Raw genomic sequence first — 15,502 nt, 5'->3', positions numbered from 1 at the left:
GGCTACTGGCCGGTGCCCAGCTCCGCATAGGCGGGTCGGACCGCCTCGCGGACGCTGGTGACCTCGACCCGCTCCGGCTCCTCGATGGTCACCTTGGCCCCGTCGAGGGTCTCCAGCGTCTCGACCGGGCCGGTGGAGAAGGTGAGCGCGGTCCGCAGGACGTGCGGGTCGCCGATGACGTCGAGGACGTAGGGCGGCTCGAGGAGCTGGTCGTCGAGCTCGATGCCGCCGACGGCGTTCTGGAACGAGCTGTCGGCGCCGAGCCGGATCTCGTCGTTGAACTCCATCGCCTCGGCGCCGGCCGTGCGCAGCTCCTGGACGGTGTCGAGGAGCGAGCCGACGCTGACCCGGCTGGTCGTCTCGGTGATCGTGATCCGCAGGCCCTCACCGGCGACGGGCACCAGGCCGGCGATGATGTTGAGCGTGCGGACGCGCTGCTCGGCCTCGTCGAGGGCGGCGGCGCGGGCCTGGTTCTCGTCGAGCAGCGCGTCGCGGCGCGACTCGAGCCGGTCGACCTCGCGCCGGGCCCGCTCGGCCGTGCCGGTGAGGCCGTCGAGGACCTGGATCAGCTCGCTCTCGCGCAGCCCGGCGTAGGTGTCGTTGGCCTTGGTGTCGCGCACCTGCACCACGAAGGTGAATCCGAGGACCGCGAGCAGCACCGCGACCACGGCCTGGCGCCGCGAGGGCCGGCTCAGCGCGCCGCGGAGCCGGTCGCGCCCGGGCTCGGGCCGGTCGGGCCGGTCGGGCTGATCGGGCTTGTCGGGCTGGTCGGGCTCGTCAGGCATGGAAGACGTGCCTCCGGATCGCGGCGACGTTGGAGAAGATCCGGATGCCGAGCACGACGATCACGCCGGTCGACAGCTGGGCGCCGACGCCGAGCTGGTCGCCGAGGTAGACGATCGCGGCCGCGATGACGACGTTGGAGACGAAGGAGACGACGAAGACCTTGTCGTCGAAGATGCCGTCGAGGTAGGCCCGCAGGCCACCGAAGACGGCGTCGAGGGCGGCCACCACCGCGATGGGCAGGTAGGGCTGGAGGCCGAGCGGCACGTCCGGGGCGAAGACCAGCCCTGCCACGATGCCGAACAGCAGTCCCAGAGCAGCGATCACGGCGCGCTCCCCTCCCCTCCACCTTGTCCGTCGGGATCCGCGTCGAGCTCGATCACACCACGGAGGTCGCGCGTCGGCGCAGCCGGCAGCCGCATGTCGTCGACATTCTCCGACCTGTAGTCGAATCCGAGGCCGTTGACCAGGGCGAACCACTCCTGGCCCTCGCTGGTCTGGAGCAGCCGCGCCTGGAGGGTGCGCGGGTCCCCGATCGCGGACACGACGTAGGGCGCGTTGACCGGGCGACCGTTGACGTGGATCGCCCGGCTGGTGTTGCGGATGCCGCCGAGGGCGTTGATCCGCTGGTCGTTGATCGCCACCGCCTCGGCGCCCGCCTCCCACAGCCCGTCGACCAGCACCGCGAGGTCCTCGTCACGGATCTCGCTGTTGACGTCGACCCCGGGGCGGTTGTCGACGGTGATCCGGACCCCCGGACCGTGGACGGCACCGAACCCGGTGACCAGCTCCGCGCGGCGCACGCGCGAGCCGAGGTCGTCGAGCTGGTCCTGCGCGGTCGCACTGCGGCCGACGATCGCCTGGTTGGTGGCCGTCAGGTCGGCGACCTGGCCCTGCAGCCCGCGCAGCTCGTCGCGCCGCGAGTCGATCTGCTGGGTCAGGGCGGCCCGGCTGAGCTCGTCGACCGCCGCCTGCCGGTCGGTCTGCGCGGCGACCACCGCCGCCATCACGCCGAGCGCGGCGATCGCGACCAGGCTGGCGACGTGCGGTCGGGCGCGTTGGGTCGTGGCGGTGCCGGCAGCGGCGCGCTGCTGGGCGACGTGGGCGTAGTCCTCGTCCATCGACCGCGCGGTGATCAGCGTGAGGAGCGGCGTCGTCACGTGGGGCGGCAGCGGGGCGCCGGTCCCCCGCGCGGGCTGCTCAGCCATGGTCGGTCGCGGGCGACGTACGACGCGGCGTCTCGCGCACCAGCGTCCGGACCTGCCAGGCGTAGAGCACGCCCGCCCACCAGTAGAGGCCGATCCCCCACCAGGCGAAGGCCCAGCCGAAGTTGCGGGCGAGGGTGGCGACGACCCCGGTCCCCTCCCCGAGCAGCAGCAGCGGGAAGGCGTAGAGCAGGTTGAAGGTCGCGGCCTTGCCGAGGAAGTGGACCGGCAGCGCGGAGAAGCCGCGCGTGCGCAGGATCGGCACGAGCCCCCACAGGCACAGGTCGCGCAGCGGGAGGGCGACCGCCACCCACCACGGGATGATGTCGCGCAGGAACAGCCCGACCACGACGGCCAGGATGTAGAGCCGGTCGGCGACGGGGTCGAGGATCTCGCCGAGCTTGGAGAACTGCCCCAGGCGGCGGGCCAGCCAGCCGTCGAGGAAGTCGGTGAAGCCCGCGACCATCAGCACCGCGAGCGCGATGGCGTCCGCCTCCGGGCCGAGGACCAGCCAGAGGAACAGGGGTACGCCGGCGAGCCGCACCAGACTGATCACGTTCGGCACGGTCCAGACGCGGGTCGCTTCCTCGGACACGTCCCGAACCCTATCCAGCCGTCATCCGGCGTCGGCGCCGGACACGTCGTGGTGCGCGGCGTCACGGATCTCGCCGACCAGCTCCTCGAGGACGTCCTCGAGGGTCACCAGCCCGACGACGCTGCCGTCGCGCTCGACGACGCGCGCCATGTGGGCGCCCTTGACCTGCAGGCTCTCGAGCGCGTCGTGCAGCAGGTCGTCGGGGTGCACCGAGGCGAACGGCCGCACCCACTTGTCCTCCACGACGCGCGAGCGCTTGTCGTCGTCGGTCTCCAGGACGTCCTTGATGTGGAGGTAGCCCAGCAGCTCGCCGTCGGGCGCGGCGACCGGGAACCGGCTGAAGCCGGTGGCGGCGCACAGCTGCTCGACGTCGACGACGGTCGACCTCTGCGCGACGGTGGCGAGCGTGCTCGACGGCATGAGGATCGACCCGACGGACTTCTCGATGAAGCCGAGGGCACCGGCGAGGCGGTCGTACTCCTCGGCCTCGATCATGCCCTCGCCGCGCGACTCCTCGACGAGGGCCGCGACCTCCTCGCGCGTGAAGCTCGAGCTGACCTCGTCCTTGGGCTCGATCCGCAGCATCCGGAGGACGCCGTTGGCGACCATGTTCATGCCGGCGATCACGGGTCGCAGCACCGTCACCACGGCGAGCATCGGCGGGCTGAGGACGAGCGCGGCGCGGTCAGGACCAGCCAGCGCGATGTTCTTGGGCACCATCTCGCCGAGCACCACGTGGAGGTAGACCACGATCGACATCGCGACGACGAACGACACGGGGTGCAGCAGGTCGTCGGGCAGGTGCAGCTGGTGGAACAGCGGCTCGAGGAGGTGGGCGACCGCCGGCTCGCCGATGGCGCCGAGGCCGAGCGAGCACACGGTGATGCCGAGCTGGGCGCCCGCCATCACCAGCGACACGTTCTCCATCGCCCACAGGGTGGTGCGGGCCGCGCGCGAGCCCTCCTGCGCCAGCGGCTCGATCTGGCTGCGGCGGGCGGACAGCAGGGCGAACTCGGCGCCGACGAAGAAGGCGTTGAGCGCCAGCAGCACGACGGCGAGCAGCACGCCGAAGAGGTCCCCGTTCACGAGCGCTCCCCCGTCGTCGGCGCCACCAGGCGCAGGTCGAGCCGGTCGATGCGCAGGCCGTCCATCCGCTCCACGGTCAGCATGACCAGTCGCTCGCGGGGCTCGTGCGGGTCGGACCGGTCCGGCACCGCGACCTCGATCCGGTCGCCCGGCGCGGGGATCTTGCCGAGCTCGCGCATGACGAGGCCGGCGACGGTGTCGTAGTCGTCGTGCAGGGGCAGCTCGACGTCGGTCGCGTCCTCGACCTCGTCGGGCCGCAGCAGGCCGGACAGGGTCCAGCTGCCGTCGCGGCGCTGGCGGATCCGCGCCCCGAGGCGGTCGTGCTCGTCGGAGATGTCGCCGACGATCTCCTCGACGACGTCCTCGAGGGTCACGATGCCCGCGTGGCCGCCGTACTCGTCGAGCACGATGGCCATCTGGAAGCCGTCCTGGCGCAGCAGCGCGAGCAGCGGGTCGAGCCGGAGGCTGTCGGGGACCACGACCGGCTTGACCATGATGTGCTTGATGCGCGTGGTCGCCCGCTCGTGGACCGGGACGGCCACGGCGTGCTTGACGTGGACCGTGCCGACCACGGTGTCCTCGGCGTCGAGCACCGGGAATCGCGAGTGCCCGGTCTGCCGGGCGAGCTCGATCACGCCGGACACGCGGTCGCCGTCCTCGACGGTCGTGGTGCGCACGCGGGGCGTCATGATCTCGCCGGCGGTGCGGGTGCCGAACTCGACCGAGCGCTCGACCAGCTCCGCCGTCTCGGCGTCGAGGGTGCCCTGGTCGGCCGAGCGCTGGACGAGCGAGGCCAGCTCCTGCGAGCTGCGGGCCGAGCGGAGCTCCTCCTGCGGCTCGATCCCGAGACGACGGACGATCCCGTTGGCGGAGCCGTTCAGCGCGCGGATCGGGGCCTTCGTGAGCGCGGTGAAGGCGCGCATGAAGCCCTGGGTGGTGCGGGCGGTCTCCAGCGGCCGGGCGATGGCGATGTTCTTGGGCACCATCTCACCGAAGATCATCGTCAGCACCGTGCCGAGCGCGAGGCCGAGTCCCAGCGCCAGCGGCGTGACCACGCCGTCGGGCACGCCGAGCGACGCCAGCGGGGTGTCGATCAGGTCCGCGATCGCCGGCTCGGCGAGGAAGCCGATGGCCAGGTTGGTGACCGTGATGCCGACCTGGGCGCCGGACAGCTGGGTCGACAGCGACCGCAGCGCGAGCTGGACGCCGCGGGCGCCCTCGTCGCCGTCAGCGGCGGCGCGGTCGACGGTGGCACGGTCGACGGTCACGAAGGAGAACTCCGCGGCCACGAACAGCCCGCAGGCGGCGATCAGCGCCAGCGCGACGAGCAACAACACGACGGGGGTCACGACGCGCTCCCGGTGGACGGGGCGGTCGTGCGGGGACTTTGACTCTCCATGGCGGGTGCTGGGGGTTCCTCGATCTCGGCGTCAGGAGGGCAGAAGCGTACCGGTTCGAACCTCGTCGGCCCCACTCGACGTGTCGTCTTGGGGAGCCGTGGTGCCGCGCCCTACTGTTGCGCCCACAGCCCGGGGTGGCACCCCGTGGCGGTGGTTCGGGCGAGAGATCAAGGGCCGTTGGGCTCGGGCGGGGACGACGACGGATGCGAGCGTGGGCGCAGTCGATCACGGCTGCACTGCTGGTGGTGCTCGTCGCGACCCTTGCGACCGTCTCGTTCGACGACGGCGGCCGCACCGGTGGCCCCGGGTCGGTGCGGATGGCCCAGGGCACGCAGTCGCCCTCGGCGACGCCCGGCACGACGCGGCCCAACCTGGTCTTCGTGCTCACCGACGACATGCGCGACGACGACCTGGCCGCGATGCCGATCACCCGGCGCCTGCTGGCCGACGAGGGCATGGAGTTCACCGACGCCATCTCGCCGCACCCACTCTGCTGCCCGGCGCGCGCCCAGCTCGCCACCGGCCAGTACGCGCAGAACAACGGCGTGCAGCACAACCGCGGCGTGCACGGCGGCTTCCAGGCCCTCGACCCGACCCGCGAGGCGAGCTCGTGGTTCCGCGACAGCGGCTACCGCACCGGCTTCGTCGGCAAGTTCCTCAACGGCTACGGCCCGCACGACGTACGGCCGTCGGGCTGGACGAGCTGGGACGCGCTGACCCGCGGCGTCTACGACTACGTGAACTTCTCGATGACCGGCGACGGTGACCCCCAGCGCTACACCGACAGCTACGTCACCTCCGTCATCGAGGACCACGCCAACCGCGACGTCCGGGAGTTCGCCCGCAGCGGCGACCCGTTCGTGGTCTACGCCTGGCACCTGGCTCCGCACTACCGGATCACCCCCGAGGGCGGCCGCGGCCTCCCGCCGGCCATGGCGCAGGACCGCGGGCTCTACGCCGACGCCCGGCCGACCTCGTTCGACTCCCCCTCCTTCGACGAGGCGGACGTGTCGGACCAGCCGAAGTACCTGCGCAACCTCGCCCCGGTCGACCGCGAGGAGGTGCGTGCCGAGAACTCGGCCCGTCTGGAGTCGCTCCAGGCCGTCGACCGTGCCGTCGGCTCCCTCGTGCGGACCCTCGACGAGGAGGGCGTGCTCGACGACACCTACATCGTGTTCTCCTCCGACAACGGCTACTCGCTCGGCGAGCACCGCTACACCGGCAAGGACGTGCTGACCGACGAGGCGCTCCAGGTCCCGCTGCTGGTGCGCGGCCCCGGGATCGCCCCCGGCACGACGTCGGACCTGCCGGTCACCCTCGTCGACCTGCCCGCGACCTTCGCGGACCTCACCGGGGTGTCGCCGCAGTGGCAGGTCGACGGGACCTCGCTGGCCGACACGCTGCTCGGCGGCGACCAGCCGTTCCGCGACACCACGCTGATCCAGACCGGCCGCACGCTCGGCGACGGCTGGTCGCACCGCGGCGTGCGGACCGACCGCTACCTCTACGGCACCGACGGCGTCGACGGGTTCCTCTACGACCACCAGGACGACCCCGACGAGATGGTGAACCTGATCGGCGACCCGGCCTACGCCGGCGTGCGCGACGCCCTCGAGCTGAGGCGCAGCGAGCTCGTGGACTGTGCGGGCTGGACCTGCAACCAGGTCTTCGGGCCGGTCCCCGATCCAGTCCTCGAGCGCCGTCGCGGCGCGGGCCGGCGCCCGCCATCCTGATCCCATGACAGAGGTCCTCGACCAGGTGCTGCCGGTGGCGGTGTTCCTGGTCGCCATCACCGTGACCGCCGAGGTCGCCCAGCTCGCCGGCGTCTTCGACGTCGCCGCGCACGCGCTCGCCCGCCGCGCGCGCCACCGCGTTGTGCTCCTCTGGCTGCTGTTCGCGTTGCTCGCGGTCGGCTGCACGATCGTGCTGAGCCTCGACACCACCGCGGTGCTGCTGACGCCGGTGGGCCTCGCGGTCGCCCGCCAGACCGGCGTCGCCCCGATGCCCTTCGCGCTGACCACCCTCTGGATCGCCAACACGGGGTCGCTGCTCCTCCCGGTGTCCAACCTCACCAACCTGCTCGCCGTGCACCGCTTCGAGGACCTCGGCGCGAGCCACGGCGACTACGTCCGGACGGCGGCGCTGCCCGCCGTCACGGCGATCGCCGCCACCCTCGTCCTGGTCGCGGTGCTCCAGCGGCGCCAGCTCCGGGGGACGTACTCCGTCGACCCGCCCCCCGAGCCGCACGACCGGGTGCTGCTGGTGGTCGGCGGCGTCGTGTGCGTCGCGATCGGTCCGCTGTTCGCGGTCGGGCTCGAGCCCGCGGTCGTCGCGCTCGCGTCCGCGACCGTGCTGCTGCTGGCCGCGCTGTGGCGGGCGCCGTCGCTGGTGCGCGAGGTGCGGCCGCCGTGGCTGATGGCCGGCGTCTTCGTGCTCGTGTCGGCGCTGCTGCGCCTCGCCCAGGGCGAGGGCCTGCTCGACTGGGTCGGCGCGCTCGTCGGGACCGGCACCGGGCCGCTCGACCTGCTCCACCTCTCCGGCGCGTCCGCGCTCACGGCCAACGCGATCAACAACCTCCCCGCCTACCTCGTCGTCGAGCCGGCCGCGGCCGACGACGTGCGCCGGCTCGTCGCGACGCTGGTCGGGGTCAACGCCGGTGCGCTCGTCACGCCGTGGGCGTCGCTGGCGACCCTGCTGTGGCTCCAGCGCTGCCGGTCGGCGGGCCTCCAGGTGCCGCTGCTGCGGCTGGCCGGGTGGGGCCTGCTCTGCGCGGTCGTGTGCGTCACGGCGGCCACCCTCGCGATCCGCTGAGGGCGGACGGCCGATACTGGGCCGGGTGAGCGACCTCCCTGCGCCCGTGACCCGCGACGACGTGCTCGCCGCCCAGGACCGGATCTCCGGTCGGGTGCGGCGCACCCCTGTCCTCGCGCCCGTCGGGGACGACCCCGTCTGGCTCAAGCTCGAGCACCTCCAGGTCTGCGGCGTCTTCAAGACCCGTGGGGCCTTCAACCGCCAGCTCGCCGGGCTGGAGCGCGGCGAGATCGGTGACGCCGGCATCGTCGTCGCGTCGGGCGGCAACGCGGGCCTCGCCCAGGCCTACGCCGCGCGCGAGCTGGGGATCCGCGCGACCGTCTTCGTGCCCGAGACGGCACCGGCGGTCAAGGTCGCCCGCATCGAGTCCTACGGCGCCACCGTGCGCCGGGCCGGCCGGGAGTACGCGGAGGCGCACGCCGCAGCGGTCGACTTCGGGGACGTGGAGGGCGCGGCGTTCGCCCACGCCTACGACCAGCCCGACGTCGTCGCCGGAGCGGGGACGCTCGCCGAGGAGCTCCTGGCCGACGAGCCGGGCACCGACACGATCGTCGTCGCGGTCGGCGGTGGTGGGCTCTACGCCGGCGTCGCCGCGGCCGCTCGCGGACGGGCGCGCGTGGTGGCCGTCGAGCCCGAGCTCGCCCCGACGCTGCACGCCGCCGTCGCCGCCGGTCGACCGGTCGACGTCGCGGTCTCGGGCGTCGCGGCCGACTCGCTGGGCGCCCGGCGCGCCGGCGGCCTGGCCGTCGCAGCGGCCCAGGCGGAGGCGCCGGTCTCCGTCCTGGTGGGCGAGGACGCGATCGTCGAGGCCCGCAGCCGGCTGTGGCGGGACGTCCGGATCGCGTCCGAGCACGGCGCGGCGACCGCCTACGCCGCGCTGCTGTCAGGGGCCTACTCCCTCGCCCCCGGCGAGCGGGTGGCCGTGGTGGTCTGCGGGGCGAACACGGACCTCGCGACGCTGTAGCTGCCTCGGCCGATCGGACGAGGAGGTCCGGTCGTGCGGCCGATCCGTGTCGTCGTGGATTCGGCGAGGGTGGTCAGACCGAGACCCACCACGCGAAGGACCACCTGATGAGCGCCTTGTCGAAGGCCGACCCGACGCCCGTGGCGCCGACCGCACCCGACACCCGACTGCGCGTCGTGGGCGCCGCCGCGCTGGCGCTGGCCGCGTCCCTGGTGCTCCAGAACGCGGTCGTCGTGTCGACGAGCGCGCCCGACTACGCCAGCCCGATGGCCGACGTCCTCGCCTTCCACACCGACCACCGGACGGCCGTCGCGGTCGCCGTGGGGCTCGAGGCGCTCAACCTGCCGCTGCTCCTCGGCTTCCTCGCCGGGCTGCACGGCATCGTCGTACGCCGGGGCGGGGCGGGGTCGGACTGGTCACGGCTCGCGCTGGCGGCCGGTGCGGCGCTCTCCGCCGCGCTCGGGCTCTACGCGATCCTGTGGAGCGGCGTGGTGCTGGCCGCCGACGGGCTCGCCGAGCCGAGCCCTCTGCTCGAGGTCGTGTGGCGGATGCACGCCGCAGCGTTCGGCCTGGCGCTCCCGGCGCTCGGCACCACCTTCGTCGCGGCCGCCCTCGCGGCGCGGGCGAGCGGGCTCGTGCCGGCGTGGCACCGGGTCCTCGCCGTGGCCGCCGGTGTCCTGCTCGTGGTGGCGGGCTCGGCGAGCCTGGCGATCGGGGACGGCTCGTCGCTGCTGTTCGTGGGGATGCCCGGCTACGCCGCCTGGATCGTGTGGCTGGTGCTGGTCGGGGTGCGGCTGGTGCGGGCACGTCGGGATTGATCAACCGCGGCCGAGCGGTCCGCGGACGGATCTGTCACTGACGAGGCCGGTGCCAGGCCAGGCTCAGCTCGCACCACTAGGCCGGCCACGAGCGCGCACGATGGCCACGGCCGTCACCGGATCCTCACCGAGCAGCAGCTTGATGCCGACCACCGCGCGGAGGACTGCTGCGACCACGACGAACGCGTCGAGGCACATCCCTGCGACCAGGTCAGGTCCGTCGTTCGTGGTGTCAGTTCTCTGCTCGCCCAAGCAGGGACTACCAGCCGCGAACCCCGAAATGACGAACACCCGGACCTACGTTTCCGTAGGTCCGGGTGTCCGGGATGTCCTGCGACATCACATCGGTCGGGCTGACAGGATTTGAACCTGCGACCCCCTGACGCTGACCATGCGGTCGGCGCCCACTTGGCGAAGCGTGCCCGAATAGGTCCTGACCTGCCGAAACAGCCGCATTCGGGCATGCAGTCGCTTGCGCTGATGGGGACGCGTCTGCTCGATCTCGCGGGGGTTTACGACCAGTAAACGTCCACGGACCCTGCAACAGCGGGATCAGCGCCCGCATCGGCACCTCGCCCAGTATCAGCTCGTCAGCTTGCGTACGAGCTTCTTGTTCGCGAACTCGTCGAGCCCGAACCGGCCGAGCTCGCGCCCGACCCCCGAGGCCTTGACCCCACCGAAGGGCAGGTCGGGAGCACTCTTGATCGTGGTGTTGATGCCCACCATCCCGACGTCGAGCTGGTCGGCGACCTGACGCGCGTGGTCCTCGTCTCCGCCGAAGACCGCGGCACCGAGGCCGAACGGCGAGTCGTTCGCGACCGCGACCGCCTCCTCAGCGGACCTCACCCGGTAGAGAACGGCGACCGGACCGAACAGCTCTTCCTGGTAGGCACGCATCGTCGTGTCCACGCCGGAGAGCACCGTCGCCGGGTAGTACGCGCCCGGTCCGTCTGGTGCGGATCCGCCAAGATGCACGGTCGCGCCCTTGGCCACGGCGTCCTGGACCTGCCCCTCGAGGTCGGCGCGCCCGGCCACGGAAGACATCGGACCGAGCTTGGTCTCGTCCCGGGCGGGGTCGCCGAGCTGCCAGGACGCAGCCTGACGGAGGAACTCCTCCAGGAACGAGTCCCAGACGGCGTCCTCGACGATGATGCGCTTGGACGACGTGCAGGCCTGTCCGGCGTTGGCGAAGCGGCCCGTCGCGGCCTCCCGGGCTGCAGCGGCGGGGTCCGCGTCGGCCAGCACGATGAAGGGGTCGGAGCCGCCGAGCTCGAGCACGCACTTTTTCATGTGCGCTCCGGCCACGCTGCCCACCGCCTGGCCGGCTCGCTCGGAACCGGTCAGCGAGACGCCCTGGACGAACGGGTGAGCGATCATCCGCGCGACCTGATCGTTGGTGGCGAAGACGTTCTGGTACACGCCCGCCGGCGCGCCGGCGGCCTCGACGAGGTCGGCGATCGCGAGCGCCTGCTGCGGGCAGTTGCTCGCGTGCTTCAGCAGGATCGTGTTGCCGAGGAGCAGGTTCGGCGCGACGAAGCGGGCCACCTGGTAGTGGGGGTAGTTCCAAGGCATGACGCCGACGAGCGCGCCGATGGCCTCGGTGCGCACGACCGCGCTGCCCTGGCCGGCGATGTCCAGCTGCTCCTCCTCGAGGAACTCCGGTCCCTTCGCGGCGTAATACTCGAAGATGGAGGCAGCCAGGGCGACCTCTCCCCTCGCCTGGGCGACGGGCTTGCCCATCTCCGTGGTCATCAGTGCAGCGAGCTCCTCGGAGCGCTCGCGGTAGGTGTCCGCGATCCGCTGCAGCAGGCCGGTGCGCTCCGCGACGTCGGCACGCCGCCAGGCGCCGTACGCCGTGTGGGCTGCCTCCACAGCCGAGTCCACCTCGGCATCGGTCGCGCTGTCGAACTCCTTCACCACCACACCGGTGGCAGGGTCGGTCGAGACGTACTTGCTCACTTCTCCGCTCCCTTCAGGACGATGCGGCCGGTGACGCCACCGGCGGCGAGCCGGTCCAGCGAGACCGTCACGCCAGCGAGGTCGAGCGGCGCGTCGTGGACCGGGATGCGCGGGATGTCGCCCCGCTTGGCCAGCTCGACGACCTCGTGGAGCTCGGGGAGGGTTCCGACGAAGCTCCCCTGGATGGTGATCATCTTGAGCGCCAACAGGGCGGTGGGGATGGTCATCTCGCCTCCGAAGAGACCGACCTGCACCATGTGGCCTCCCTTGGCGAGGGCCTCGAAGGCGACGGGCGCGGTGTGGTCGTTGTTGACGAAGTCGATCACGGCGGGCACCGGGCCACCCGTCGTCGCCAGCAGCTTCGCGGCCACGTCGTCGCCCTCGGCCGTCACCGTGTGAGAGGCGCCGAGCTCCTGCGCGGCTGCGAGGTTGGCGGGCGAGGTGTCCACGGCGCAGATGGCGCGGTGGCCCAGGGCGCTCAGGGTCGCCACGGCCGTCAGGCCTACTCCCCCGACCCCGATCACCACGATCGGCGCGTCGGCAGGGAGCGGCAGCACCTTGCGCGCGGCGCTGTAGGCGGTCAGCCCGGAGCAGGCCATCGTGGCGGCCCAACTGAGGTCGAGGCCCTCGATGTCCACGAGGTAGCGGGGGTGCGGCACGAGCACCTGCTCGGCGTAGCCGCCGGCTCGGGCCACACCGATGTTGCGGCCCCTGGGACAGGCGTTCTCCCGGCCGTCCAGGCAGGGCGGACACTCACCGCAACCCACCCAGGGATAGACCAGCCGGGTGCTGCCCACCTCGACGTCCTGGACGTCAGGACCGGCAGCGATCACAACGCCCACGACCTCGTGGCCCATGACCAGGGGGTACGGCACACCGCGGTCGGTGAGGCGCATCTGGCCGCGCCGGCCCAGGTCGTAGTAGCCCGCCCGGAGGTGGGTGTCGGTGTGGCACACCCCGGACCGGACCACCTCCAGCACCACCTCGGTTCCCGTAGGCGCGGGCGTCGGGAGCTCGATCTCGGTGAGGTCTGTGGTGGTTGCCTCGGGTACGGCGAATGCGCGCATGGTTCCTCGCAGGTGTTCGTGGGTGGATGGGATCGACCAGTCGGCCGGGCCCCATGAGGCCGGCGGCGGCCGCCGGATGGGGGCCGCCGCCGGATGTGTCAGGCGAGTGCTGGCTGGACGGCGGGGGTGAACTCGAACCCCTTGAAGCCGGCGTCCTCGACCTCGTCGAGCTGGGCGCGGTAGTTGGCCAGCCCGCCGATGTAGAACATGACGGTCTTGGTCTTGCCGGGCACGTTGGCGCCGAAGATCCAGGAGTCGACCTTCGGGAACAGGGTCATGTCGGCGATGGTCTGGCAGGTCTCGGTCCAGGCCTGCTCGGCCTCGGCGGACGGCTCGACTGCGGCGTCACGCTCCTGCGCCTCGGCGACGAGCTTGCCGATCCACTCGACCTGGGTCTCGATGCTCGGCGGAAGGTTCGTGAACGGACCGTTGGGACCCAGGATCATGAACATGTTGGGGAAGCCGTGGGTGGTGATCCCGAGGTAGCTGGTCGGAGCGTCCGCCCAGGCCTCGTTGATCGTCCGGCCCTCGCGTCCCCGGAGGTCCATCGCCATGTAGTTGCCGTCGACGGCGTCGAACCCGGTGGCGAGGATCAGCACGTCGAGCTCGTGGAGCTTGCCGTCCGCCGTGCGCACGCCCTCGGGCACGATCTCGACGATCGGGTGGGTCTTGAGGTCGGCGACGGAGACGTTCTCGCGGTTGAAGGTCTCGTAGTAGTGGTTCGCGCACAGGGGGCGACGGGCGTAGAGGTCCGTCGGCGTGAGGATGCGCGCCTTCTCCGGGTCCTTGACGATCTCCTTGATCTTCGACCGGATGAAGGACGCCGCGGCCTCGTTGGCCTCGGGGTCGGTCGCGATGTCGCAGAACGTGCCGAACATGAAGCGGAAGCCGCCGCCGATGTCCCAGTTCTCCTGGAACACACGCTGCCGCTCTTCCTCCGAGACGCTCATCGCGGGCACGGCGCTCTCCTCGAAACCGAAGGCCACCACCGAGCTGCGCACCTGGTCCCAGATCCCGTCGAAGTCGCCCTTGATGGCGGCGACCTCCTCGGGGGTCATCGGCCGGTCACCCGCAGGCACGCTGTACTGCGGAGTGCGCATGAAGACCGTCAGGTGTTCGACCTCGGGTGCGACCGCCGAGATCACCTGCTGGCCGGTGGACCCGTTGCCGATCACGCCGACTCGCTTGCCGGCGAACTCGTGCTCGTCGGGCCAGGCGCCGGTGTGGATGATGTCGCCGGCGAAGGTCTCGATGCCGGGGATGTTGGGCATGTTGATCTTCGAGAGCAGGCCCAGCGCCGTGACGACGTACGTCGCCGTGACCGTCTCGCCATGCTCGGTGGTGACCGTCCACCGGTTGGTCGCCTCGTCGAACACTGCCGCGGCGATCCCGGTCTCGAGCTGGATGTCCTTGGCCAGGTCGAAACGCTCCACGACGTGCTCGAGGTAGGCCAGGATGTCGGCCTGCTTGAGGTAGCGCGTGCTCCAGTCGTAGTCCTGCAGCAGGTCCTTGTCGAAGGAGTAGCGGTAGACGAAGCCCTCGGTGTCGGAGAGGGCGCCCGGGTAGCGGTTCCAGTACCAGGTGCCGCCGACGCCGCCCGCGCGGTCGTAGGCACGCACCGAGAGGCCGAGCTCGTTGCGCAGCTTGTGCAGCATGTAGATGCCGCCGAAGCCGGCGCCGATGACGATCGCGTCGTAGTCGACAGGAGCGGTGGCGTCCGGGCCGGGCCCGGTCGTGGTCAGGGTGGTCATGGGAGTCTCCGTGAGGGTGTCGGTGGACGTGGCCCGGCGGTCAGCCGGCGTACCACTTCGCGATGGCGGCGATCTGGTCGTCGGCGGCAGCGGTGCGGCCGGCGTTGAACGGGAAGACGTGCTGCTGGCCGTCGACGACGGAAAGGGTCACGTCGACCCCTGCGGCGGTGGCCAGCTCGTCGAGGCGCGTGGCGTTGTCGAGCAGCGACTCGTCGCCGCCGGCGGTGATGTAGAGCCGCGGGAAGCCGACGTAGTCGCCGTAGAGCGGGTTGGCCAGCGGCGCCGTGGGGCTGGTCTGGTCGCCGAGGACACCGGCGATCATGCCCTCGAGGAGCCCGACAGTGATGAGCGCGTCGGTGGCGTCGTTGGTCACCAGCGTCTCGCCCTTGTTCTCCATGTCGAGCCAGGGCGACAGCGCGATGACCGCACCCGGCAGCGGCTTGCCCTGCTGCTTGAGGGACAGCGCCGTGGCGACAGCGAGGTTGCCACCGGCCGAGTCGCCGATGGTGGTGACGTCCTCCGGCGCGACACCGCTCTCGACCAGCGCGTCGAAGACCGCGACTGCGTCCTCCAGGCTGGCGGGGTGCGGGTGCTCCGGAGCGCGTCGGTAGTCCAGCACGAAGGAGGTGACGCCGAGGGCCTTGGCGAAGTGGCCCGCCAGCTTGCGGTGGCTGGATGCCGAGCCGACCGCAAAGCCGCCGCCGTGGGTGTAGAGCAGGACCTTGGACTCGTCGGCACCGGCCGGGTGGACCCAGATGCCGGGCACGCCGCCGACGACGCCCTCGGAGTACGTCACGTCGGTCGGCTCGGCGGTGGGCTGGTGCCACTCGTCGAAGATGCTGCGGAACAGGCGGATCGTCAGGTTCTCGGTGGTGGCCAGGATGTCCGACCAGTCGGCGTAGAGCGCCTTGAGGGGATCCTGCTCGACTCCGGCGACGGGCTGCTGATCACTCATGTCACTGCTTCTTTCTCTGGTGTGGTTCGCCTGGGATGGCTGGTGTGATCAGCGACACTAGGTTTGGCGCGACGACACAACCTGTACCGATGTGGAACACCTCACTCG

The 15,502-nt window shown here is 71.7% G+C and carries 14 protein-coding genes; 4 read left to right on the top strand and 10 right to left on the bottom strand.

Annotated features, from left to right (window positions below):
- Positions 1–2 precede the first annotated feature (2 nt).
- Genes KDN32_RS09530 through KDN32_RS09505 form a run of 6 tightly spaced genes read right to left on the bottom strand, consistent with a single transcriptional unit; the run spans position 3 to position 5,018 of the window.
- Positions 3–785, bottom strand: coding sequence for a DUF881 domain-containing protein (locus KDN32_RS09530; protein WP_211731749.1), 783 nt, complete (start codon positions 783–785; stop codon positions 3–5).
- Positions 778–1,110 carry a small basic family protein gene (locus KDN32_RS09525; RefSeq protein ID WP_211731748.1) on the bottom strand — a complete coding sequence of 111 codons (333 nt, stop codon included), beginning with the start codon at positions 1,108–1,110 and terminating at the stop codon, positions 778–780. The genes KDN32_RS09530 and KDN32_RS09525 overlap by 8 nt, the downstream gene beginning before the upstream one ends.
- A complete protein-coding gene (locus tag KDN32_RS09520; RefSeq protein WP_211731747.1) occupies positions 1,107–1,991 on the bottom strand; it encodes a DUF881 domain-containing protein in 885 nt (294 codons plus the stop codon). Before KDN32_RS09520 ends, KDN32_RS09525 begins: the two co-directional genes overlap by 4 nt.
- Entirely contained in the window at positions 1,984–2,583 is a 600-nt protein-coding gene (gene clsA / locus KDN32_RS09515; RefSeq protein ID WP_211731746.1) for a cardiolipin synthase ClsA, read from the bottom strand. The genes KDN32_RS09520 and clsA overlap by 8 nt, the downstream gene beginning before the upstream one ends.
- Before the next feature lie 21 nt (positions 2,584–2,604).
- Positions 2,605–3,669, bottom strand: coding sequence for a hemolysin family protein (locus KDN32_RS09510; protein WP_211731745.1), 1,065 nt, complete (start codon positions 3,667–3,669; stop codon positions 2,605–2,607).
- Positions 3,666–5,018 carry a hemolysin family protein gene (locus KDN32_RS09505; RefSeq protein ID WP_211731744.1) on the bottom strand — a complete coding sequence of 451 codons (1,353 nt, stop codon included), beginning with the start codon at positions 5,016–5,018 and terminating at the stop codon, positions 3,666–3,668. Before KDN32_RS09505 ends, KDN32_RS09510 begins: the two co-directional genes overlap by 4 nt.
- A 254-nt stretch (positions 5,019–5,272) precedes the next feature.
- Between KDN32_RS09505 and KDN32_RS09500 the strand changes: the two genes are divergently transcribed.
- The 4 genes from KDN32_RS09500 (at position 5,273) to KDN32_RS09485 (ending at position 9,662) form a co-directional block, all read left to right on the top strand.
- On the top strand, positions 5,273–6,802 hold the full coding sequence (locus KDN32_RS09500) for a sulfatase family protein (RefSeq protein WP_211731743.1): 1,530 nt from the start codon (positions 5,273–5,275) through the stop codon (positions 6,800–6,802).
- Between the two features lie 4 nt (positions 6,803–6,806).
- A complete protein-coding gene (locus KDN32_RS09495) occupies positions 6,807–7,880 on the top strand; it encodes an ArsB/NhaD family transporter (protein WP_211731742.1) in 1,074 nt (357 codons plus the stop codon).
- A gap of 25 nt (positions 7,881–7,905) precedes the next feature.
- On the top strand, positions 7,906–8,844 hold the full coding sequence (locus tag KDN32_RS09490) for a threonine/serine dehydratase (protein WP_307853889.1): 939 nt from the start codon (positions 7,906–7,908) through the stop codon (positions 8,842–8,844).
- Between the two features lie 107 nt (positions 8,845–8,951).
- Positions 8,952–9,662, top strand: a complete 711-nt coding sequence (locus KDN32_RS09485) for a hypothetical protein (protein ID WP_211731741.1) — start codon at positions 8,952–8,954, stop codon at positions 9,660–9,662.
- A gap of 582 nt (positions 9,663–10,244) precedes the next feature.
- On the opposite strand, the gene KDN32_RS09480 is transcribed toward KDN32_RS09485, so the two are convergent.
- The 4 genes from KDN32_RS09480 to KDN32_RS09465 all read right to left on the bottom strand — a co-directional run bounded on the left by KDN32_RS09480 (position 10,245) and on the right by KDN32_RS09465 (position 15,394).
- The gene (locus KDN32_RS09480; protein ID WP_211731740.1) at positions 10,245–11,621 is read right to left on the bottom strand and encodes an NAD-dependent succinate-semialdehyde dehydrogenase; all 1,377 of its coding nucleotides are present in this window, start codon (positions 11,619–11,621) and stop codon (positions 10,245–10,247) included.
- Complete coding sequence (locus KDN32_RS09475) at positions 11,618–12,688, bottom strand: alcohol dehydrogenase (RefSeq protein WP_211731739.1); 1,071 nt, start codon at positions 12,686–12,688, stop codon at positions 11,618–11,620. The genes KDN32_RS09480 and KDN32_RS09475 overlap by 4 nt, the downstream gene beginning before the upstream one ends.
- A 98-nt stretch (positions 12,689–12,786) precedes the next feature.
- On the bottom strand, positions 12,787–14,439 hold the full coding sequence (locus KDN32_RS09470) for a flavin-containing monooxygenase (RefSeq protein ID WP_211731738.1): 1,653 nt from the start codon (positions 14,437–14,439) through the stop codon (positions 12,787–12,789).
- A gap of 40 nt (positions 14,440–14,479) precedes the next feature.
- Positions 14,480–15,394 (bottom strand): alpha/beta hydrolase, encoded by a 915-nt coding sequence (locus tag KDN32_RS09465; protein WP_211731737.1) that lies wholly within the window; start codon positions 15,392–15,394, stop codon positions 14,480–14,482.
- Between the last annotated feature and the right edge of the window lie 108 nt (positions 15,395–15,502).

Source organism: Nocardioides palaemonis, from assembly GCF_018275325.1.
GTDB lineage: Bacteria > Actinomycetota > Actinomycetes > Propionibacteriales > Nocardioidaceae > Nocardioides > Nocardioides palaemonis.
The sequence above is the reverse complement of the archived record's forward strand: the minus strand, read 5'-3'. Positions and strand labels throughout refer to the sequence as shown.

Excerpts from the sequence above, each read along its gene's own strand:
- KDN32_RS09530 (WP_211731749.1), bottom strand. The coding sequence starts at position 785 with ATGCCTGACGAGCCCGACCAGCCCGACAAGCCCGATCAGCCCGACCGG.
- KDN32_RS09520 (WP_211731747.1), bottom strand. The coding sequence starts at position 1,991 with ATGGCTGAGCAGCCCGCGCGGGGGACCGGCGCCCCGCTGCCGCCCCAC.
- KDN32_RS09500 (WP_211731743.1), top strand. The coding sequence starts at position 5,273 with ATGCGAGCGTGGGCGCAGTCGATCACGGCTGCACTGCTGGTGGTGCTC.
- KDN32_RS09495 (WP_211731742.1), top strand. The coding sequence starts at position 6,807 with ATGACAGAGGTCCTCGACCAGGTGCTGCCGGTGGCGGTGTTCCTGGTC.
- KDN32_RS09485 (WP_211731741.1), top strand. The coding sequence starts at position 8,952 with ATGAGCGCCTTGTCGAAGGCCGACCCGACGCCCGTGGCGCCGACCGCA.
- KDN32_RS09475 (WP_211731739.1), bottom strand. The coding sequence starts at position 12,688 with ATGCGCGCATTCGCCGTACCCGAGGCAACCACCACAGACCTCACCGAG.
- KDN32_RS09470 (WP_211731738.1), bottom strand. The coding sequence starts at position 14,439 with ATGACCACCCTGACCACGACCGGGCCCGGCCCGGACGCCACCGCTCCT.
- KDN32_RS09465 (WP_211731737.1), bottom strand. The coding sequence starts at position 15,394 with ATGAGTGATCAGCAGCCCGTCGCCGGAGTCGAGCAGGATCCCCTCAAG.